General features: G+C 70.3%; 20 protein-coding genes. 6 read left to right on the top strand and 14 right to left on the bottom strand.

Features of this window, described 5'->3' with window-relative positions; all coding sequences use genetic code 11:
* Both KVF89_RS19795 and KVF89_RS19790 read right to left on the bottom strand, forming a co-directional pair.
* Entirely contained in the window at nucleotides 1-1,188 is a 1,188-nt protein-coding gene (locus KVF89_RS19795; protein WP_257427950.1) for an ABC transporter substrate-binding protein, read from the bottom strand.
* Between the two features lie 107 nt (nucleotides 1,189-1,295).
* Complete coding sequence (locus KVF89_RS19790; protein ID WP_257427949.1) at nucleotides 1,296-2,087, bottom strand: MBL fold metallo-hydrolase; 792 nt, start codon at nucleotides 2,085-2,087, stop codon at nucleotides 1,296-1,298.
* Between the two features lie 271 nt (nucleotides 2,088-2,358).
* Here KVF89_RS19790 and KVF89_RS19785 point away from each other — a divergent pair, with 271 nt between their 5' ends.
* Both KVF89_RS19785 and KVF89_RS19780 read left to right on the top strand, forming a co-directional pair.
* Nucleotides 2,359-3,024 (top strand): TetR/AcrR family transcriptional regulator, encoded by a 666-nt coding sequence (locus tag KVF89_RS19785; protein ID WP_257427947.1) that lies wholly within the window; start codon nucleotides 2,359-2,361, stop codon nucleotides 3,022-3,024.
* A 43-nt stretch (nucleotides 3,025-3,067) separates the two neighbouring features.
* A complete protein-coding gene (locus tag KVF89_RS19780; RefSeq protein WP_257427946.1) occupies nucleotides 3,068-4,741 on the top strand; it encodes a class I adenylate-forming enzyme family protein in 1,674 nt (557 codons plus the stop codon).
* A 173-nt stretch (nucleotides 4,742-4,914) separates the two neighbouring features.
* Here KVF89_RS19780 and KVF89_RS19775 read toward each other — a convergent pair whose 3' ends face one another.
* From KVF89_RS19775 to tenA (KVF89_RS19725), 11 genes are all read right to left on the bottom strand, one after another.
* Complete coding sequence (locus KVF89_RS19775) at nucleotides 4,915-5,343, bottom strand: VOC family protein (RefSeq protein ID WP_257427945.1); 429 nt, start codon at nucleotides 5,341-5,343, stop codon at nucleotides 4,915-4,917.
* Nucleotides 5,336-6,769, bottom strand: coding sequence for an aminobutyraldehyde dehydrogenase (locus KVF89_RS19770; protein WP_257427944.1), 1,434 nt, complete (start codon nucleotides 6,767-6,769; stop codon nucleotides 5,336-5,338). The genes KVF89_RS19775 and KVF89_RS19770 overlap by 8 nt, the downstream gene beginning before the upstream one ends.
* Nucleotides 6,766-7,995 carry a D-arabinono-1,4-lactone oxidase gene (locus tag KVF89_RS19765; protein WP_257427943.1) on the bottom strand — a complete coding sequence of 410 codons (1,230 nt, stop codon included), beginning with the start codon at nucleotides 7,993-7,995 and terminating at the stop codon, nucleotides 6,766-6,768. Before KVF89_RS19765 ends, KVF89_RS19770 begins: the two co-directional genes overlap by 4 nt.
* Before the next feature lie 49 nt (nucleotides 7,996-8,044).
* Nucleotides 8,045-8,737 carry a thiaminase II gene (gene tenA, locus KVF89_RS19760; protein ID WP_257427942.1) on the bottom strand — a complete coding sequence of 231 codons (693 nt, stop codon included), beginning with the start codon at nucleotides 8,735-8,737 and terminating at the stop codon, nucleotides 8,045-8,047.
* Between the two features lie 86 nt (nucleotides 8,738-8,823).
* Nucleotides 8,824-9,831: an amidohydrolase family protein gene (locus KVF89_RS19755; protein WP_257427939.1), complete on the bottom strand. Its 1,008-nt coding sequence runs from the start codon at nucleotides 9,829-9,831 to the stop codon at nucleotides 8,824-8,826.
* A gap of 263 nt (nucleotides 9,832-10,094) precedes the next feature.
* Nucleotides 10,095-10,766, bottom strand: a complete 672-nt coding sequence (locus tag KVF89_RS19750) for a GntR family transcriptional regulator (RefSeq protein ID WP_257427938.1) — start codon at nucleotides 10,764-10,766, stop codon at nucleotides 10,095-10,097.
* Between the two features lie 159 nt (nucleotides 10,767-10,925).
* Entirely contained in the window at nucleotides 10,926-11,624 is a 699-nt protein-coding gene (tenA, locus tag KVF89_RS19745) for a thiaminase II (RefSeq protein WP_257427937.1), read from the bottom strand.
* On the bottom strand, nucleotides 11,621-12,649 hold the full coding sequence (locus KVF89_RS19740; protein WP_257427935.1) for an ABC transporter substrate-binding protein: 1,029 nt from the start codon (nucleotides 12,647-12,649) through the stop codon (nucleotides 11,621-11,623). The genes tenA (KVF89_RS19745) and KVF89_RS19740 overlap by 4 nt, the downstream gene beginning before the upstream one ends.
* Nucleotides 12,646-13,494, bottom strand: a complete 849-nt coding sequence (locus KVF89_RS19735; RefSeq protein ID WP_257427933.1) for an ABC transporter permease — start codon at nucleotides 13,492-13,494, stop codon at nucleotides 12,646-12,648. Before KVF89_RS19735 ends, KVF89_RS19740 begins: the two co-directional genes overlap by 4 nt.
* Nucleotides 13,491-14,291 carry an ABC transporter ATP-binding protein gene (locus KVF89_RS19730; protein WP_257427932.1) on the bottom strand — a complete coding sequence of 267 codons (801 nt, stop codon included), beginning with the start codon at nucleotides 14,289-14,291 and terminating at the stop codon, nucleotides 13,491-13,493. Before KVF89_RS19730 ends, KVF89_RS19735 begins: the two co-directional genes overlap by 4 nt.
* A gap of 73 nt (nucleotides 14,292-14,364) precedes the next feature.
* Complete coding sequence (tenA, locus tag KVF89_RS19725) at nucleotides 14,365-15,072, bottom strand: thiaminase II (protein WP_257427931.1); 708 nt, start codon at nucleotides 15,070-15,072, stop codon at nucleotides 14,365-14,367.
* Nucleotides 15,073-15,186: 114 nt separating this feature from the next.
* Between tenA (KVF89_RS19725) and KVF89_RS19720 the strand changes: the two genes are divergently transcribed.
* The 4 genes from KVF89_RS19720 to KVF89_RS19705 all read left to right on the top strand — a co-directional run bounded on the left by KVF89_RS19720 (nucleotide 15,187) and on the right by KVF89_RS19705 (nucleotide 18,164).
* Nucleotides 15,187-16,773: an amidohydrolase family protein gene (locus KVF89_RS19720; RefSeq protein WP_257427930.1), complete on the top strand. Its 1,587-nt coding sequence runs from the start codon at nucleotides 15,187-15,189 to the stop codon at nucleotides 16,771-16,773.
* Nucleotides 16,774-16,783: 10 nt separating this feature from the next.
* On the top strand, nucleotides 16,784-17,590 hold the full coding sequence (locus KVF89_RS19715) for a crotonase/enoyl-CoA hydratase family protein (RefSeq protein WP_257427929.1): 807 nt from the start codon (nucleotides 16,784-16,786) through the stop codon (nucleotides 17,588-17,590).
* A 143-nt stretch (nucleotides 17,591-17,733) separates the two neighbouring features.
* The gene (locus KVF89_RS19710) at nucleotides 17,734-17,874 is read left to right on the top strand and encodes a hypothetical protein (RefSeq protein WP_257427928.1); all 141 of its coding nucleotides are present in this window, start codon (nucleotides 17,734-17,736) and stop codon (nucleotides 17,872-17,874) included.
* A 134-nt stretch (nucleotides 17,875-18,008) separates the two neighbouring features.
* A complete protein-coding gene (locus tag KVF89_RS19705; protein ID WP_257427926.1) occupies nucleotides 18,009-18,164 on the top strand; it encodes a hypothetical protein in 156 nt (51 codons plus the stop codon).
* A 9-nt stretch (nucleotides 18,165-18,173) separates the two neighbouring features.
* On the opposite strand, the gene KVF89_RS19700 is transcribed toward KVF89_RS19705, so the two are convergent.
* Nucleotides 18,174-18,890 carry a hypothetical protein gene (locus KVF89_RS19700; RefSeq protein WP_257427924.1) on the bottom strand — a complete coding sequence of 239 codons (717 nt, stop codon included), beginning with the start codon at nucleotides 18,888-18,890 and terminating at the stop codon, nucleotides 18,174-18,176.
* Nucleotides 18,891-18,901: the final 11 nt, after the last annotated feature.

Here is an 18,901-nt window from a genome sequence, read left to right as displayed (position 1 = left end):
TCACTCCACGGGGACGAAGCGGGAGCCGTCCCACTGGATCACGGCGACATCGTCCACCGTGAGGCCGCTGTGGTCGTCAGCGGTGAACTTGAAGGCGCCGGTGACGCCGACGTGGGTGCCCAGAGCCTCGACGGCATCGGCGATCTTCTCGCCGTCGGTGTCTCCTCCGGTCGCGCGCAGCGCCGCCACGGCGACCATCATCGCGTCGTAGGCCTGGCCCGCGTAGACGTTGGGCTGCTCACCGCCGTACTCCTCGGCGTAAGCCGTGGCGAAGTCCTCCATCACCGGCTGCTGCGGGTCGCTCGCGTCGATCCGGTCCCAGACGGGCAGCTTCGGCGAGACCAGGATCGTGCCGGTCGACGCGGCCCCGGCCTGCTGCATGTACCGGTCGTCCACGAAGCCGAATCCGTGCATGACCATCACGTCGCTGTCGCCGAGCACGCTGCGCAGGTTCTTGAGGAAGGTCACGCCCGCTGGGGTGATCGTCCAGGCCAGGTAGGCCTGCGGATCGTTGCCGGCCAGCCGCTTCACCTGCGGGGTGAGGTCGTTGGCCGCCGGGTCGAACGCGGCGGTGAAGACCTTGATCCCAGCCTCGGGGGCGAGCCGCTCGAGCTCCTCCTGCGCCGACTGTCCGAAGCTCGAGGTGTCCGGCATGAAGGCCACCCGGGTGATGTCGTGGGCCTTCCAGAAGGCGATCAGCCGCTCCACCATGACGGTGTCGTTGAAGGTGGTCTTGAACGTCAGCGGGTGCGCCTCGGCAGCGGGCTCGACGATCTGGCGGGCGCCCTCGGTGGCGATGAACGCGACACCTCGACCGCTGGTGATCGGGTCCATCGCCAAGGCGATGCCCGAGGAGCCGCCGCCACCGACGATCAGCTCGACGCCGTCACTGTCCAGCATCCGGTTGGTCTGCTGCACGGCGGTGGAGGTGTCGCCCGCGGGATCGTAGAAGACCCAGTCGATCTTCTTGCCGTCGATGCCGCCGTCGGCGTTGACCTGCTTGACGGCCAGCTCGGCGCCCTTGCGCATCTTGTCGCCGAGGTTGGCTCCCGCTCCCGAGACCGAGAAGAGGGTGCCGATCTTGATCGTGTCGTCGCTGTCGGTGTCGGAGCCCGAGCTGCCGAGGCCGCAGGCGGACAGGGCCAAGAGGACCGAGCAGGTCAGGAGCGTGGAGATCTTCTTCCGCATGTGTCTCCTCCGTGGAGTCGTCGCGCACATCACGTGAGTTCGGGTCGCCGGGTTCGGGCGGGGTGACGGATCGGGAGAGGGGGTAGGAGAGGGATGGGGAGGGTGGGTCAGTCGGGCAGGGTTCCGATCTGGCCGAGGTCGAAGGCCTCGGTCATGTGCAGCGGCAGCACGTTGTCGCCGCCCAGCTCCTTGAGGCGCACCATCTGGTCGTAGGCCTGGAAGAGGTCGGTGTGGCCTCCGGGAGGGATGACCTGGAAGTGCTCGGCCTCCTCCTCGGAGGGATAGAAGTTCTCCTTGAGCACGCACATGCCGGCGATGACGTAGGTGCCCTCCGAGGTCTTGACCACCGCCGACTGGCCGCCGTGGGTGTGTCCCGGGGTGAGCAGGAGGTCGAAGCCGTCGGCGATCTGGTGGTCGCCGTCGAGCTGGGTCAGGCCCATCTCCTCGATGCGCTGGTAGTGCTCGGTCGGGGCGAACGACGTCGCGAACATCTCGTGCGAGGGCGTGCGCTGCCACTCCTCGCGCTGCACCAGGATCTCGCTGTTGCCGAACGGCTCCATCGTCATGCAGTGGTCCCAGTCGAGGTGGGTCAGGACGGTGACGTCGATGTCGGAGGGCTTCATCCCGCGCTCACGCAGGTGGGACTCGATGGGCTTGACGTCGACGACGTCGGCGAACACCTGGCCGACGTGCACCAGCTCACGGTCGACGGGACGGATGTGCTGGTTGTAGTCGTCCGCGCTGCACCCGACGTCGACCAGCGCGGCGAACCCCTGCCCCCGCACCAGCCAGGCGACATAGGGGATGTCGATGGGCACGCCGGCGTTGTGCATGTACGTGAACCGGCTCTTCTCGCGGTGCGGGCCATAGGCCACGACCAGCGGCTCGATGGTGAACAAGGGGCGATCCTCCTCCGGCGCCGATGCGGCGCCTCGTGGGCCTCTGCCGGACCCGGGTCCGACCCGAGCCTTAACTGAATGTTCGTACAGCAAGTGATGGCGACCACTAAGACTGGCCTTCTTTCCCGCTGTGGTTCGGGACACTAGCCCACAAAGCAGGGCCTGTGAAGTACTAACTGCATGCACAAATAGTTAGGAAGAACCACGCACCGTGCCCGGTTTGTGCCGTACTCTGCGGGTGCACACGACCGAGACTGGGGGGCAGGAACCGATGGACGAGCAGGTGGAGCCGGTGCCGGCGGGCAAGCGCGCCGGGCGGAGCCGCGACGCGGACCGGTCGCGGGCCGCGATCCTCGACGCGGCCGAGCAGCTCTTCGCCGACCTCGGCTTCCAGGGCGCCTCGCTGGCCGCGATCGCGGACCGCGCCACCGTCTCGGTCGGGCTGCCGGGCTACTTCTTCGGCTCCAAGGAGGAGTTGCACGACGCCGTGCTGCAGCGTGTGTTCGACCGGCGCAACGCGGCGCTCGACGAAGTGGCCACCCAGGCCGAGCAGGTCCTGGAGCGAGCACCCGAGGCGGGCGAGGAGGCACTGCGCCTGCTCATCCGCGGCTACGTGGACTTCCTCCTCGCCAACCCCACCTTCGTGTGGCTGCTGACCCGCGACGCGCTGGAGCATGCCGGCCAGCGCGAGGAGCTCCCTCGTCATGACCAGCGCTTCGCGGACCGCATGGTCGCGGTGATGACCCGCGCAGGCGTCGCCGAGGCGACCGCCGCCCCCGACCAGCTCTTCTTGAGCCTCATCGGCATGTGCTACTTCCCTCTCGAGCACGACGCCACGATCGTCGCCGGCATGGGCCAGCGGGGATGGAGCCGAGCGTTCCAGGATCGACGCGTGGACCACATCGTGCGGCTGCTCCTGCACCAGATCCCGTCCTAGCGAGGACCGGCCCGACGGCTCGGTCCCATCTCAGGAGGTCCCCATGGAGAACAGGCGGTGGACCGCCCTCTACACCGAGGCGGTCACCCAGGCGGAGCCCACCTCCGCGCCGTCCCTGGTCGACGCGTGGCGGGCCCGGGTCGCGCGCGACCCGGACGCGCCGGCGATCGCCTACTTCGACGCGATCCTGACCGCACGTGAGGTCGACGAGCTCACCGACGCGCTGGCCGCCGGCTTCCACTCGCTCGGCACCCGCCGCGGGGACCGGGTCGGGATCCACCTGCAGAACATCCCCCCGTTCGCGCTGTGCCTGCTCGCCCTCTGGAAGCTCGGCGCGACCGGCCTGGTGCTGAACCCGATGTACCGCGGCCAGGAGCTGCGCCGCCTGGTCGACGATGCGGGCGCCGTCGGCATCGTGTGCGCCGACACCGACGTGCCGGACACGGCGCGGACCCTGGTCGGCAGCTCCGTGGAGTGGATGGCCAGCACCAGTGCGCTCGCCTTCCAGAGCCGCGACGATCCCCGCGTGTTCCCCGACGGGAGCCGGCGACCCACCCCCGCGGAGTACGACCTCGAGGAGCTGATCGCCGAGTTCCGCGGCACCGGACCGCTCCCGGCGGCGCTGCGCGGCGACGACGTCGCCCTGTTGACCTACACCTCGGGGACCACCGGCCCCCCCAAGGGCGCCATGAACACCCACGCGAACCTGCTGGCGGTCACCGGCACCTATGCGCCCTGGATCGAGCTGCGGCCGGGCGATGCGGTGTACGCCATGGCCCCGCTGTTCCACATCACCGGCGCGGTCATCAACGCGACGATCGCTTTGCTGCACGACGCCCTGCTGGTGATGACGAACCGGTTCGACCCGGCCGTCGCGATCGACGCCTTCGTGGAGCACCGGGTGACCTTCACGATCGGCTCGATCACGGCGTTCAACGCCATCGCGCAGCTTCCGCACGCGTCCCGCGAGCACTTCGCCTCGCTGCGGTCGGTCTACAGCGGCGGAGCACCGATCCCACCCTCGACCGTCAGCCGCTTCCGCGAGCGCTTCGGCGTCTACATCCACAACATCTACGGGATGACCGAGACGTCCTCGGGTGTCATCGCCGTCCCCCTGGGTGCACAGGCGCCCGTCGACGAGGCCAGCGGCACGCTGTCGGTGGGAGTTCCCCTCCCCGGCCTCGACGCCCGGGTGGTGGACGGCTCCGGCCGTCCCCTGCCGCCGGGCGAGCAGGGCGAGCTGGTGCTCCGCGGCCCGCAGGTCGTTCCGGGCTACTGGCGCAGGCCCGAGGAGACCGCCGCGGCGATGCCGGAGGGCTGGCTGCACACCGGCGACGGGGCGATCATCGACGCCGAGGGCTGGGTCTACCTCGTCGACCGGCTCAAGGACCAGATCAACACCTCGGGCTACAAGGTCTGGCCCCGCGAGGTGGAGGACACCCTCTACGCGCACCCCGCGGCGCACGAGGTCGCCGTCGTCGGCCTCCCGGACGACTACCGGGGCGAGGTGGTGGTGGCCTACGTGTCGCTCAAGGCCGGAGCCGCGGCCACCCCGGAGGAGCTCGTCGCGTTCGCCCGTGACCGGCTCGCGGCGTACAAGTGTCCCCGGGTCGTGCACGTCGTCACCGACCTGCCGAAGACGCAGACCGGGAAGATCCGCCGCAACGTGCTGCGCGAGCAGGAGGCGAGCCGCGCCACGCCCTCGACCACGCTCTAGATGAGTGACTCCAAGGGATCGTGCAAGCGAGCGGCGCTCAACGCGTGCGATGGCAAAGGCCACTTCGTTCAGACCTAGGCGCGAAGGCATGCTGGGCGCACGTCGAGCGTCTGCAACGCCGCCAGCGCGCGCGGTGAGCGTCGCGGAGCGTGCGAGCCCTTGGAGTTACTCATCTAGGAGGGCACGGACGGGGACGCCTCGACGAGCTCGACCAGGATCCCGCCGAAGGACCGCGGGTGGGCGAAGGCGATCAGGTGACCGCCCCCACCTCGTCGTGGCTGCCGGTCGATCAGCTCGACGCCGTTGTCCTCGAGGTGCCGGAGCACCGCCGCGAGGTCGTCGACCTCGAACGCGACATGGTGCAGTCCGGGGCCGCGGCGCGCGAGCGAGCTGCGCACCACCCCCTCGCCGGTCGCCTCGAGTGCCTGCAGGTGGCACTCGCCCACCGGGAGCATCCGCTCGACGAACCCGAGCGCCGACTCCTCGCTGTCCACCTCGAGGCCGAACAGCTCCCGGAGGCGACCCACCAGCACCGCGCCCTCCTCCTCGGCGAAGGCGACGTGGTGGATCCGCCGCAGCACCGGCACCGCCGCGTCAGCCATGACGGAGGAGGACGTGCTTGACGAAGGTGTACTCCTCCAGCGCGTAGCTGGACAGGTCCTTGCCGTAGCCCGACTGCTTGCAGCCACCGAAGGGCATCTCCGGGGTCACCGGGAAGTGGTCGTTCACCCAGACGGTCCCGAACCTCAGTGCCTTCGTCATCCGCATCGCCCGACCGACGTCGTGGGTCCAGACCGAGGCGACCAGGCCGTACGGCGTCGCGTTGGCGGCGCGCACCGCCTCCTCCTCGTCGGCCACCCGCTGGATCGTCACGACCGGCCCGAAGATCTCCTGCTGGATCAGGTCGTCGGCGTCGGTGGCGCCCGTGACGACCGTCGGCTCGAAGTAGAAGCCCGGCCGCTCGGGGGCCTCGCCACCGGTGAGCACCTCGACACCGCGCCCGCGCCCCTCGACCAGACCCGCGACCCGCGCGCGCTGGGACGCGCTGATGAGCGGACCGAGGGTCGTCGCCGGGTCCGACGGGTCGCCGATCACCAGCGCACGCGCACCCCGGACGACCTCCTCGACCAGCTCGTCATAGCGTGCGGGCGTCACCAGGACCCGCGTGGCGGCGGTGCAGTCCTGCCCGGCGTTCCAGAAGCCACCGCCGACGATGGCGGCGGCGGCAGCCGGGATGTCGGCGTCGTCGAAGACCACCACCGGCGCCTTCCCGCCCAGCTCGAGGTGCACCCGCTTCAGGGTGTCCGCCGCCGCCCGGGCGATCGCCCGGCCGGTCGCGACCGAGCCGGTCAGCGCGACCATCGCGACATCCGGATGCTCCACGATCGCGGCGCCGACGTCGTTGCCGCCGGCGACCACGTTCAGCACACCCGGAGGCAGCACCTCGGCAGCCACCGCCGCCAGGCGCAGCGTCGACACCGGGGTCAGCGGGGCCGGCTTGAGCACGACGGTGTTCCCGGCCGCCAGCGCCGGCCCGATCTTCCACAGCGCCATCATCAGCGGGTAGTTCCACGGGGCGATCTGACCGACCACGCCGACCGGCTCCCGGCGCACCAGCGAGGTCGCGCCCGACAGGTACTCCCCCGCGCTCCTGCCCTCCAGGACCCGTGCCGCGCCCGCGAAGTAGCGCAGGCTGTCGAGTCCGCCGTCGACCTCGTCGCCGACCGTGCCGATCGGCTTCCCGGCGTTCTGCGAGTCATCGGCCACGAACGCGTCGCGGTGCTCGGCGATGGCGTCGGCCAGCGCGAGCAGTACGCCGGACCGCCGGGCCGGCGTCGTGTCCCCCCAGCTGCGGGCCGCCCTGGTCGCCGCGGCGACGGCACGGTCGACATCCGCACGTCCCGAGTCGGGAGCCGTCGTGAAGGCCTCCCCCGTCGAGGGGTCCACGACCGGCAGCCATGCACCGGACTCGGCCTCGGCCTGCTGCCCGTCGACGAGGTTGGCGAAGGGGGCGGGTGCGATGGTCATCGGGCGGCTCCGGATCCGATCGGCCCGAGCAGGCGCTCGAGGTAGGGGTTGGTGAAGGTGCCGCCGGGGTCGAAGGCGGCCCGGACGGCGCGGAAGCCGTCCCACTCCGGGTAGAGGCGGGACAGGTCGGCGGCGTCGTACGGATGCCACTTGCCCCAGTGCGGCCGGCCGTCGAACTGCGCGAACACCCGCTCACAGTCGGCGAAGACCGCGGCGTTGTCCTCGCCCATCACCCCCGACACCGAGATCGCGCACGATGCCCGCGCGGCGAACGGACTGAGGTGGGCGTCGTCCGCCGCGACGAACCGCACCTCGAGGGGCAGCGGGTGCTCGGGGTGGCGCGAGCGGAGCATCGTGCGCACCTCGCCGAGCGCGTCGATGGCCTGGTCGACGGGCACCATGAACTCGAGCTCGTGGAAGGTCGGCTCGCAGGGATCGGCGAAGACCCGGTACGCGCGGTCGACCCGTCGCGGCGTCTCCTGCGCGGCCGCGTCCGCGGGGACCTGGTCCATCGTCTTGATCAGGACCGTGTCGTCGCCCAGAGGCGGGTCGAAGGTGAACCACGCCGACGCCGCGGCCGGGCTCGGGAACCAGTAGCAGAGGAAGTGCCGGTGGCGCGCCAGGCGCTCGCGCCAGGAGCCGGCCAGCTCGGAGAAGGTGCAGGGCTCCAGCTCGGCGGCCAGGCCGTAGGCGTCGGAGACCTGGAGGGTCAGCTCGGTCAGCACACCGAGAGCACCCAGCGAGGTCCGGACGGCGCGCAGCCACTCCGGAGTCGATGCGTCGACCGACGCCACACTGCCGTCGGCCCGCACCACGCGGGCACCGAGGACGGCGCTCGACAACGACCCGAGGTGCTGCCCCGTGCCGTGGGTGCCGGTCGCGATCGCGCCCGCGATCTGCTGTCCGTCGATGTCTCCCTGGTTGGCCAGGCTCAGGCCGTGCTCCCACAGCAGCGGGCCCAGGTCCTGGATACGGGTGCCCGCGCGCACCGTCACCTGCCGGGCCTCCCGGTCGACGTCGACCAGCCCGGACATCGCGCGCAGGTCGATGACCTGTCCGTCGGTCGGCACCAGCGCGACGTTGGAGTGGCCGGAGCCGGCCGCCCGCACCACCCGTCCGTCACGGACCGCCCGCTCGACGGCCGCGACCACCTCGTCCTCGGTGCGGGGCAGCAGCACCTCCGCCGGTGAGCACGTCTGGTTGCCGTACCAGTTGGACCATCGCATGGCCGAGCTCCTGTCGTACGTCGTGGGTGAGTGCGGGGCGTGACCCGGATCAGCCGGGAGCCACCGCGAGGTCCGGCCACTGGCGGCAGTCGTAGGCCATGTCCCAGAAGGCGACCTCGAGACGGCTCGCGGTGGCGAACTCCTCGCGCAGCACCTCCCGCCGGCTCGGGTCCGCCCGCTCGGCGAGCTCGTCGAGGTTCGCCTGCATCCGGGTCAGCCGAGCGCCGTAGAAGTCCCCGACGAAGAAGTCCATCCAGGCCGTGTAGAGCGAGTCGGGGGCGATCTGGTCGACGAGCTCGAGCGCGATCTCGCGATAGCTCACCGCGCACGGGAGGATCACCGTCATCACGTCGAGGGCATCGCCACGGTAGGCGGTCGAGGTGAGGTACGACGTGTAGGCCAGTGTCGTGGGCGCCATGCCCCTCGACCCGCCGCGGTCGGCGGCCCCGAGGTCGATCACCCGCTGCAGCAGCTCCCTGTTCCGGGGCAGCTCGTTGTCCACGATGTTGTCCATGGAGTCGCGCAGCCAGGCCACCTCGTCGACCGATCGGCCTCGCGCGGCGCCCAGGGCCATGCACTTGGCGTACTCGCCCAGGTACATCGTGTCCTGCTCGAGGTAGAACCGGAAGCGCTCCAGGCTCAACGTGCCGGCGGCCATGTCGCTCAGGAACGGATGCCCGTGCAACGAGCTCCAGACCTCGGGGCACGATGCGCGCAGCCACTGTGCGGTCGACTCAGTCATTCCCGATCCCACTCTCTCCCCGCACTGGTCCCGCCGGTCCCGTCGGTCCCGCCGGTCCCGCCGGCCGCGCCGTCCATCGCCGCATCTCAGCCGACCAGCCGCATGATCCGCGCGAAGTTGTCGCCCACGATGCCGTCGAGCTTGGCCTGCGGGATCTCGGGCATGTCCAGGCGGCGCGCGATGTCGTTCACGCCCAGCACCTTGTCCCGCAGCCGCACCGGGTCGTAGGTGAAGCCCGGGTAGTCCGACCCGAAGACGACCTTCTCCAGCGGCACGAACATCTGCTCCAGGTGCAGCAGCCACCGATACAGCTCCTCGGAGGTCACGGTGGACACGTGGTAGCTCAGCTCGGCGAAGAAGTTCGGGTGCTTCGTGCACATGAACATGGCCTCCTCGACCCACGGCGTCCCGCAGTGCGCGATGAGGAGGCGCACGCTGGGGAAGTGTCGACCGACGTCGTCGAGGAGCGCGGGGCGGGCGAACTCCATCCGCGCGTCGACCCGCGTCGACCCCGCTTGGTGCACCAGCACCGGGATGTCGAGCTCGGCCGCCTTCTCGAAGATCGGGAAGGACAGGATCGGGTCGGCCGGCGACCAGTGCTGGTACATGGGGTACAGCTTCAGCCCCTGGAGGCCGAGCTCGACCACGGACCTCTCGAGCTCGGCGACAGCGGCCTTCACGCCCCGGTGGTTGGGGTTGACCGAGCCGAATCCGATGAACACATCCGGGTGCTGGGCCTGCAGGTCGGCGATGTAGTCGTTGCACTTCTCCGGCGTCGGCGGTCCGGCGACCGACGTGACACCGAGGTTGTCGACCGTGCCGATCAGCCGGCCGTCGAGGAACTGCGGCGACATGGCCAGCAGGACGATCCGGTCGAATCCGGGGTGCGCGGCGATCATCTCCTCCGGACCGATCTCCAAGAACCCGTCGTGCGCCAGCCCGCAGGCGCCGTACTCCGCCTCGGTGGGCATCCGGTGGCTCGGCAGCTCGCCCCGGGCCCGGTAGATGCACAGGGCGCCCTCGCGCCCGTACCTCGCGGTGAACTCGGGATCGGCGGCCAGGCCGAGGATGTGGGTGTGGGCGTCGATGATCACGGGTCGGGTCCTTCGGATCAGGGCCAGGAAGTCAGATCATGTTTTACATGTGAGATCTGAAATCGTAGTCGCTTCGGGCGCGCGCCACAACGGTTGAGCCCCCCTTGTTCCGGGCGCACGAGAGGACGGCCGCCGGCTCGGCGACCGAGGGCGTCCGGGTCGGGCGCCCGGGTACGCCCGAGCTCACCTCGCCCGGGGTCGCGGTCCACACGAGGACCGGGGAGGGCGCGCGACCGCCTCGGGCGGTCGATGGACACGGACGCTCAGGAGGCGCGGACGAACGCCTTCAGCCGGTCGTCCATGACGCTGGCGATGTGGGACTGCATCGCGCGCTCGGCGCGACGCTCGTCGTGGTTGCGGATCGCGTCGAGGATCCGCTGGTGCTGCTCGACCGACTTCTCCAGCCGGCCGGGGATGTCGACGGTCAGCCGCCCGATCCGGCGCTGATGGCCCTCCAGGTTCTCCACGAGCTCGTCGAGCCACTTGTTGCGGGAGTGCCGGTACATGAGCTGGTCGAAGGCGTCGAGGAGCTGGGCGACCCGGTCCACCCGGCCCTTCTCCAGTGCTTCGCGGGAGAGCTCGATGTTGCGCTCGATCTCCGCGATGTCCTGCTCGGTCGCATGACGGGCCGCGGACCGCGCACACGCACCCTCGACGAGCTGGCGGACCTGGGAGATCTCCTCGAGGTCGGCCGCGGTGTAGCCGGCGACCACGGCGCCGCGGTACGGGATCAGCTCGACGAGACGATCCTTCTCGAGGCGGACGAAGGCCTCACGGACGGGGGTCTTGCTGACACCGAGCCGCGAGGCGATCTCGACCTCGCGCAGCGCGGCACCCACGTCGTAGGAGCCGTCGATGATCCCGTCCCGCAGGTGGTGGTAGACACGGTCCTTCAGCTGCATGTGCTCCAGTCGACCCTGGTCGTCCACGCCCATGTGACTCCCTCGAGTGATGTCGATGTGGTGGAGCGAGACTACTGCACCTGGCACCGCCGACCCGACATCGTGCGTCCTCCCCACAGCACCCGTCGTGCCACACCGATCGGCTCGCGCACCGCGGCGGAGGCCGGCGCGCGGCCGGCCCCCGCCGTGGGATCAGGGAAGCGCGGGCCACTGCTCCCCGGCATAGGCCGCGTCCCAGAACATCCATTCGTAGCGCGTCGCCGTCAGCGCGATCTCGGCCGCGCGCGCCCGCTCCTGGGCGCCGACGACCTGCGCCAGGGCGTCGACGTCGTCGAGGATCCGGTCGACCTCGTCGAGGTAGCCGGAGCCGGCGTAGTTGTCGATCCAGCGCTGGTACGCCGGGTGCGAGGACCCGTGCGCCACCAGGTGCACGCCCACCTCGGCGTAGACCCACATGCACGGCAGCACGGCCGCCAGCCCGGAGAAGAACGATCCCGTGTGCACGCGTGCGGTCACGAAGTCGACGTACGCCGCCGCGGTGGGGCTGGGCTCCACCCGCGCGAGGAGGTCGGACGGCGCACCCAGCATGGCGACCAGCTCGGCGTGCAGGGTCGACTCCGCGGCGACCGCGCCCGATGCGTGCTCGAGCAGCGAGCGGGTCAGTGCCATCGTGGGCGCGGTCGAGCTGAGGGCGGCGAGCGAGCGGGCGTACTCGTTGACGTAGTACGTGTCCTGGGCCAGGAAGCGGAGGAAGGCGTCGGGCGCCAGCTCGCCGGTCGTCAGCCCGGTGATGAACGGATGCTCGAGGATGCGCAGGTGGGTGGGCTCGATCGCCTCCCACAGCTCACCTGTCCAGCCCTGGCGTCGCCGCTGGGCGACCTGGACCGTCATTGCGTGTCACCGCCCTCCGGCAGGAAGTCGGTGTTGACGACGTCGGCGGCGTCGACCTCCTTGTCCAGCTGTCCGTTCGCGAGCAGCCAGTCGGCCAGCGCCTGCCACTCGGCGACGTCCATCTGGCCGAAGCCGTCCGGGTTGTCCAGCAGGGGCGCGGTCAGGTCGACCATCTCGCGCAGGCTCTCCTCGCTGTAGCCCTTGGCGACCGGCTTGATCGCGTCGAGTGCCGCCGCGGGATCCTCCTGCGCCCGAGCAGCGCCCTTCGCGGCTCCGGCCAGGAACCGCTTGACGACGTCCTGGTAGTCCTTGTCCTTGGCCAGCTTGGTGCGGTTGGCGATGAGCACGAGCTCGTCGTAGGTCGGCACGCCGACGTCACCCACCGCGTAGGAGACCGGGTCGAGCCCGTTCTCCTTGAGCTCCACGCTCTCGATGTTGGGATAGGCACCGATGATCGCGCTGACCTGGCCGGAGATCATCGCCGGCGAGTAGCCCTGGTTGATCGCGACGAACTTGATGTCCGCGTCCTTGAACCCGTTCTCCTTCAGCGCGTAGGCCCACATGGCCTCCGACACCGGGTCGCCCGAGGAGCCGATCGGCTTGCCCTTGAGGTCCGCGATCTCCTGCACATCGTCGGTGCGGTTGAGGATCAGGGAGTTGAGCGTGGTCGGGATCAGAGCCGCCACGGCCACGACGTCGAGGCCCTGCGCCTCGGCGTTGATCACCGCGTTGGCGTAGGAGATCGCCAGCGGCATCTGTCCCAGGCTGACCATCTTCAGGGAGTCGGTGTTGTTGGACGGCGGCTGGAACTTGACCGTCAGGTCCTCGTCCTCGAAGGCGCCGATGTCCTGGGCGGTGTAGAGCGAGATGTGGTCGGGGTTGGGGAACCACTCCAACAGCACGCTGACCTTGCCGTCGGCTCCCGAGCCGACGCCGTCGTCGCCGCACGCCGTCATGATGCCGGCAGCGAGCAGCAGACTGGTCCCGAGAAGAGTCGCCCTCCGGCGAACGCTGAGATTCCTCATCGGCGATCTTCCTTTCTTGCCCAAGGGCACACGAGCCGTTCGACGATCGATACGGCCAAGAAGAGTGAGATGGACATGAACGTGAGGATGAAGATCGCCACGAACACCATGTCCGTCTGCAGTTGGGACGTCGCCTGGATCATCACGTAGCCCAGTCCGTCCAAGGACCCGGCGAACTCGCCGAAGACCGCGCCCACGGAGGCGTAGGTCGCCGAGATCCGCAGACCCGTGAAGAACGACGGGAGCGCCGCCGGGATCTCCACCCGCCGCAGGATCGCCCACCGGCTCGCGTCGAGGGTGCGCATCACCTTGATCAGCTCGGGGTCGACCGACGAGAGGCCGTGCATGGTGTTCACCACGATCGAGAAGAAGCAGATCAGGGCCACCACGATCACCTTCGGCATCAAGGTGTAGCCGAAGATGATGGCCAGGACGGGCGCGATGACGACGATGGGCACGGCCTGCGAGCCGATGAGCAGCGGCATGAAGGCGGTCCGCAACGTGGCGGACAGGTGGAGCGCCAGCGCGATGACGACGCCCACGACGATCGCGAAGGCGAAGCCGATCAGCACCTCCTGCAGGGTCACCCGGGTCGCGCTGGAGAAGGTGTCGGACCAGCGCTCGCTGGCCGAGGTCCAGATGTCGCTCAGCGAGGGCAGGATGTACTTCGGGACGCCGAAGGAGTCGCTGGCCACCTGCCAGAGGACGCCCACGAGCAGGAGGATCCCGGTCGGCGGCAGGATCCGCTTCACCACCGCGGTCAGCCGCTGCTGACGACGGGTCTGTCGCTCGCCGGGTGTCGGCGCCTTGGTCCGGGACGACCGGATGGTCTCGGCGAGGGTCATTCGGCCACCTCCAGCAGGGACAGGAGCTCGTCGCGCAGCTCGGCGAAGGCCGGGTGGCGGATCAGCTCACGTCGGTTCTCCGTCTGCGGAAGCTCCACGTCGACGGTCTGCACGATGCGGCCGGGCCGCGCGCTCATCACGACGACGGTGTCGCCCAGGAGCAGCGCCTCCTCGACGTCATGGGTGACCAGCACCGTCGTGCGCGGCGTCTCCTCGAGGGTGCGCCGCAGCCACTGCTGGAGGTCCGCACGGGTGATGGAGTCGAGCGCACCGAACGGCTCGTCGAACAGGAGCACGTCCTTGCCCGCCGCCATCGTGCGCAGGAACGAGACCCGCTGACGCATGCCGCCCGAGAGCTGGTGCGGGAACTTCCGCTCGAAGCCGGACAGGCCGAACCGGTCGATCAGCTCGAGCACCCGCCCGCGAGCCTCCTTCTTGGAGATCCCGTGGTTCTCCAGCGCGAGCGCGGCGTTGCCCGCGACATCGCGCCACGGGAGGAGGAGGTCGCGCTGCGGCATCCACGCGCACCGCGCGAGCCGCTCCTTCATCGTCGTCGCGCCCTCGACCCGAACGACGCCCTCGGTGGGGTCGAGCAGGCCGGAGATCATCGACAGGATCGTCGACTTCCCGCACCCGCTGGGGCCGATGATCGACATGCGACCGTGGCGAGGCAGGGAGAGGTCGGCGCCCGAGACGGCGACGGTCTCCCCGAACCGTTTCACGACGTTCACGAGATCGATGCCGTCGCCCGAGCGGCTCTGTGCGGAGGGGAGCTGGCTCCCGGTTTGTGAGCGCATGTCACTCCAAGGTTCGGATGTGAGATCTGACATATGATGTCCACAGCAGCATAGAGGTGGACCTGCGGGTTGACTACCCCGAAATCGCGGGAGGGTCAGCGGCGTCCATCGCCATGTCCCAGAACTCCCCCTCGAGCCGGGTGGCGTCGGCGAAGATGCGGCTCAGGCGTTGGACGTCGGCCGGCGGCAGCGGCGCCACATCGGCATCCAGGCGCTCCCGCATCCCGGCCACCAGCGCGGCGTACTCCGGCGTGGCGAAGAAGCGGACCCACTCGGCGTAGACGGGGTGCTCGACCACCCCGGAGGCGTGCCGCCGCGCGATCTCCCCGTAGCTCCACGCGCACGGCAGGATCGCCGCACCGATCGCCACGACGTCGCAGCGCCCCGCGACGCCGAGCAGGTACGACGTGTAGTTGCGCGTCCCGGCCGCCATCGCGACAGCGCCCTCGCCGCCCTCGTCGCCCTCGTCGCACAGGTCGCGGACCCGGTCGAGCAGTCGCCGGTTCTGTGGGATCTCGACGTCGACGATATTGGCGAGCGCGTCGGCGTAGCGCCGGAGCTCGGCGTCATCGCGCGCCTTCGCGACGGCCATGGCGATCGCACGCGCGTAGTGCGGCAGGTACAGGAGGTTCTGGGTGACGTAGTGCCGATAGACGCGCGGCGGAAGCGTGCCATCGGCCATCCCCCGCACGAACGGGTGCTCGGGGAGGGCATCCCACACCTGCGCCACCTCGCGCCGGGCGGACTCACTGAAACCGGCGTCGAGCGCCTGTGCGGTCATCTCATCACCTTTCGCATATCAGATATAAGATGACAGTAGCCGCGGCCCCGCGGGAGGTCAACGGTCTCGGCGCCGGGGTTGACGCGGTGCCGGAAATCGCATCAGATATGCGATATGGGTACTCTTCGCACCCTCGTCCTGGGCGATCCGGTCGTGGCTCTCGACCGCGCCGCGACCATCGAGGACGGAGCGGTCATCGTCACGGGCACCACCATCGAGGCCGTCGGGAGCCGTGAGGAGCTCGCCGCCCGCGGCCCGTTCGACCGCGTCATCGGCGGCCCCGAGCACATCGTGATGCCGGGCCTCGTCAACGGGCACTTCCACTCCGAGCTCTCGGTGGGCCCCGGGCACTACCAGTACGTCTTCGAGCAGGCGAACGTGCACGTGCACGGCGGCTACGGCCCGGCCCTGGAACGCGACCTCTACCTCATCGCCCAGCACTCGATCGCCGCGATGATCAGAGGCGGACAGACCGCGGCGGTCGACATGTACTACGGGCGGCCGTCCCTGCCGAGGTTCGGCACCGAGCCGGTGCTGCAGGCCTACGCCGACAGTGGCTTCCGAGTGGCCTTCGGACTGGTGGCACGCGACCAGCACATCTACGCCCACGAGTCCGACGAGTGCTTCCTCGAACGCCTCCCGCCCGCGCTCGCGGCCGAGGTCCGGGCCTCACCCATGGGCTACGCCTGGCCCCTCGACGAGGTCTTCGCCACCTACGACCACCTGGCCCGCACGTGGGACGGGTACGACGGCCGGATCCGCACCGTGCTCGCACCCGACTGGACCCCGGCCTGCTCCGACGAGCTCTACCTGCGCTGCCGCCGGCTGGCCGACGACTACGGCACCGGCATCACCTCGCACGTGCTGGAGACCCGGGCCGAGATGCACTTCAGCCACGACCACTACGGGATGTCGGCCGTCGAGCGCCTGCACCGGCTCGGCGTGCTCGGTCCCGACATGGTCTGCGCCCACTTCGTGTGGGTGACCGACGAGGAGCTGCGGATCTTCGCCGACAGCGGGGCGGTCGCCTCGAACAACCCCGGGTCGAACCTGCGGCTGTCGGCCGGCATCGCCCGCACCCGCGACATCATGGCGTCCGGCGGCCGGGTCGCCTTCGGCACCGACGGCATCTCCTTCAACGACGACGAGGACATGTTCGCCGAGCTGCGCCTGGCGTCGTACCTGTATCGGGATCCGCGCGACTTCGAGCACGTACGTGCGGACAGCGCGACCCTGCTGCGGGCGGCCGGGGAGAACGGCGCCCGCGCCGTCCGCCACGACGACCGGATCGGACGCCTCGCGCCAGGGCTGCTCGCCGATCTCCTCGTCCTCGACCGCACCCGCATCACCGCTCCCGCGGGCCGCTACGACGCGACGCCGTTCCTCGACGTCCTCGTCGACCGCGCCCAGCGCCACGACCTGCGCACCGTGATGATCAACGGCCAGGTCGTGATGGACGACGGCGTCCTGACGACGATCGACGAGGCAGCGCTGGCGACCGAGCTGGAGTCCGCCCTGCGCTCCCGTGTCTATCGGCCGGACGCGCGCACGCGACGACACCAGGAGCTGGGCCACCTCGTCAGCGGCGTGCTGCCCGACATCTACCGCGATCCCTACGCCCGCGACGTCGTCGGAGGCACCCTCTTCAACGCGCGGGCCGTTCCGGGCCGCGCGTTCGCACCCGACGTTACCGGCGGGTAGCATCGGGGTCATGAGCACCCGCGACGGTCACGTCAGCTGCACGATCACCGACGGCATCGCCCACGTCCGACTGGACCGTCCCGACAAGCTCAACGCACTGACGCTCGACATCCTCGACGACCTCGTCTCGACCGCACACGCTCTGCGACGCGACAAGACGCTGCGCGCGGTCGTCGTCAGCGGCGAGGGCGACGCGTTCTGCGCCGGTCTCGACTTCGCGTCGGTCATGCGCAACCCGGCCGGGATCGCCAAGGCGTTCGTCCCCCGCCCGCTGCGCGGCACCAACACCTTCCAGGAGGCCCCCTGGGCCTTCCGCCGGATCCCCGTCCCGGTGATCGCGGCGGTCCACGGTCACTGCCTCGGCGGTGGCCTCCAGATCGCGCTCGCCGCGGACTTCCGGATCGCCACCCCCGACTCGCGCTGGTCGGTGCTCGAGGGCAAGTGGGGCCTGATCCCCGACATGTCCGGCATCCAGGCCCTCAAGGAGCTCATCGGCATCGACCAGGCCAAGCTCCTCACCATGACCGCCGAGGTCTTCGACGGCTCCCGCGCCCACGAGCTCGGCCTGGTCACCCGCCTCGACAACGACCCGCTCTCCGGCGCCCTCCGCCTCGCCAACGAGCTCTCCCGCCGCTCCCCCGACGCCCTCGCCGCCACCAAGCGCCTGTTCAACGACACCTGGACGTCCTCGCCCCGCCGCACCTTCGCCCGCGAGCGGATCGAGCAGGCCTACCTCCTCGCCGCCCGCAACACGAAGGCCGCCCGCGAAGCCGCCTTCAAGAAGGCCGACGCGAGCTACGGCCCGCGCGGGCGCTGAGCCTGACCCGGTCGGACCAGGCCCTGGTCCTTCCGGACCACCGCGGCTCGACCCCGAACGGCCGATGAGTCGGGTGCCCCTGTCGGGTCATCCTGGTCGGACCGGCGCGAACAGCGCGCCGACCGCGCCGAGAGGGGGCAGCCATGGCCCGCACCGAGCACCTCAGCCACGACCTGCCCTGCCTCGCCTGCGGGCACGCCGCGCACACCTTCCTCGCCTGCAGCGACAGCTGTGACTGCGCGCCCACCGTGATGCCGGGCTCGCCGGCCTTCGCCGTCGCCTGACCGGCGGCCCGCCGCGCGTCCGGTTCCGGCAACCGGGGATCTCTGCAAGATTCCCGGGGCCGACGTGTCGTATCCGTGTGGCCGGCTTCGTCGTCCTTGTAGAAGCAGGCACCGATCACGAAGGAGACGCGGCCATGTGGAACACCACCCCGAACCCCCAGCACCAGCACCTCAGCCACGACCTGCCGTGCCCCGCGTGCGGCCACGCCGTGCACACCTTCCTCGCCTGCAGCGACAGCTGCGACTGCGCGCCGACCCTGCTCCCGGGCTCCGTCGCCCTGGCCGCCTGAGGCGGCCCATCAGTCCTCGCCGGGCCCCTCCGCGTTCGCGTCGCTCCGCTGCGCGCGGTCCCCGGCCGACGGTGTCGTCTGCTGCTGGCGCCGCCGACGGACCTCGGCGCGCGCGAGCACGAACGCGACGATGACCGGTACGACGAACTGGGCGTTGTCGAGGATGAACTCGATCCAGCCCGGCACCGTGACGGCCGGAAGATCGACGTGGGGCCACGGGATGCTCGGCAGGTCGATGTCCGGCCACGGGATGCTCGGCAGGCTGATGTCGGGCCACGGGACGTCCGGCCACGGGATCTTCGTCGCCAGACGCGCCAGCAGTGCGATGACCACGATCGGCACGATGACACCGGCGGCCGCCCCGAGCGTGGTGATCGCGGTGTAGCGGCGCGGATGCGCGAGCACCTTGTCGTGGTGGACCGCGGCCGGCGACCCCGGCGCCGGCGTGAGATCGGTCCCGCCGATCAGCTCCTCCGGCCCCAGGACGCTCGCGCGCCGGGGCTTGGTCGACAGCCGGGTCGTCCGTACGACGAGCCGCCCACCGCCACCCTCACCATCGGTGGTCTCGGTGAGCGTGATCTTCGCGTCGGTCACCTTCTTGGTCGCGACCGGCTCGCCGTCGATGGTCCACGTGATGAGCGGAAGCAGCCCGCCGCTCATCTCGACGCGGTGGTGGCGCTCGTCGACGACGCCCTCCCAGACCTGCACCGGGGGCTTCTCGCTCATGATGCTCCACG

The organism is Nocardioides carbamazepini (assembly GCF_024614185.1).
Classification (GTDB): domain Bacteria; phylum Actinomycetota; class Actinomycetes; order Propionibacteriales; family Nocardioidaceae; genus Nocardioides; species Nocardioides carbamazepini.
The sequence above is the reverse complement of the archived record's forward strand: the minus strand, read 5'-3'. Positions and strand labels throughout refer to the sequence as shown.

Excerpts from the sequence above, each read along its gene's own strand:
- KVF89_RS19735 (WP_257427933.1), bottom strand. The coding sequence starts at position 13,494 with ATGACCCTCGCCGAGACCATCCGGTCGTCCCGGACCAAGGCGCCGACA.
- tenA (WP_257427937.1), bottom strand. The coding sequence starts at position 11,624 with ATGACGGTCCAGGTCGCCCAGCGGCGACGCCAGGGCTGGACAGGTGAG.
- KVF89_RS19740 (WP_257427935.1), bottom strand. The coding sequence starts at position 12,649 with ATGAGGAATCTCAGCGTTCGCCGGAGGGCGACTCTTCTCGGGACCAGT.
- KVF89_RS19730 (WP_257427932.1), bottom strand. The coding sequence starts at position 14,291 with ATGCGCTCACAAACCGGGAGCCAGCTCCCCTCCGCACAGAGCCGCTCG.
- tenA (WP_257427931.1), bottom strand. The coding sequence starts at position 15,072 with ATGACCGCACAGGCGCTCGACGCCGGTTTCAGTGAGTCCGCCCGGCGC.
- tenA (WP_257427942.1), bottom strand. The coding sequence starts at position 8,737 with ATGACTGAGTCGACCGCACAGTGGCTGCGCGCATCGTGCCCCGAGGTC.
- KVF89_RS19715 (WP_257427929.1), top strand. The coding sequence starts at position 16,784 with ATGAGCACCCGCGACGGTCACGTCAGCTGCACGATCACCGACGGCATC.
- KVF89_RS19700 (WP_257427924.1), bottom strand. The coding sequence starts at position 18,890 with ATGAGCGAGAAGCCCCCGGTGCAGGTCTGGGAGGGCGTCGTCGACGAG.
- KVF89_RS19795 (WP_257427950.1), bottom strand. The coding sequence starts at position 1,188 with ATGCGGAAGAAGATCTCCACGCTCCTGACCTGCTCGGTCCTCTTGGCC.
- KVF89_RS19750 (WP_257427938.1), bottom strand. The coding sequence starts at position 10,766 with ATGGGCGTGGACGACCAGGGTCGACTGGAGCACATGCAGCTGAAGGAC.
- KVF89_RS19775 (WP_257427945.1), bottom strand. The coding sequence starts at position 5,343 with ATGGCTGACGCGGCGGTGCCGGTGCTGCGGCGGATCCACCACGTCGCC.
- KVF89_RS19720 (WP_257427930.1), top strand. The coding sequence starts at position 15,187 with ATGGGTACTCTTCGCACCCTCGTCCTGGGCGATCCGGTCGTGGCTCTC.
- KVF89_RS19780 (WP_257427946.1), top strand. The coding sequence starts at position 3,068 with ATGGAGAACAGGCGGTGGACCGCCCTCTACACCGAGGCGGTCACCCAG.
- KVF89_RS19770 (WP_257427944.1), bottom strand. The coding sequence starts at position 6,769 with ATGACCATCGCACCCGCCCCCTTCGCCAACCTCGTCGACGGGCAGCAG.
- KVF89_RS19785 (WP_257427947.1), top strand. The coding sequence starts at position 2,359 with ATGGACGAGCAGGTGGAGCCGGTGCCGGCGGGCAAGCGCGCCGGGCGG.
- KVF89_RS19710 (WP_257427928.1), top strand. The coding sequence starts at position 17,734 with ATGGCCCGCACCGAGCACCTCAGCCACGACCTGCCCTGCCTCGCCTGC.
- KVF89_RS19765 (WP_257427943.1), bottom strand. The coding sequence starts at position 7,995 with ATGCGATGGTCCAACTGGTACGGCAACCAGACGTGCTCACCGGCGGAG.
- KVF89_RS19705 (WP_257427926.1), top strand. The coding sequence starts at position 18,009 with ATGTGGAACACCACCCCGAACCCCCAGCACCAGCACCTCAGCCACGAC.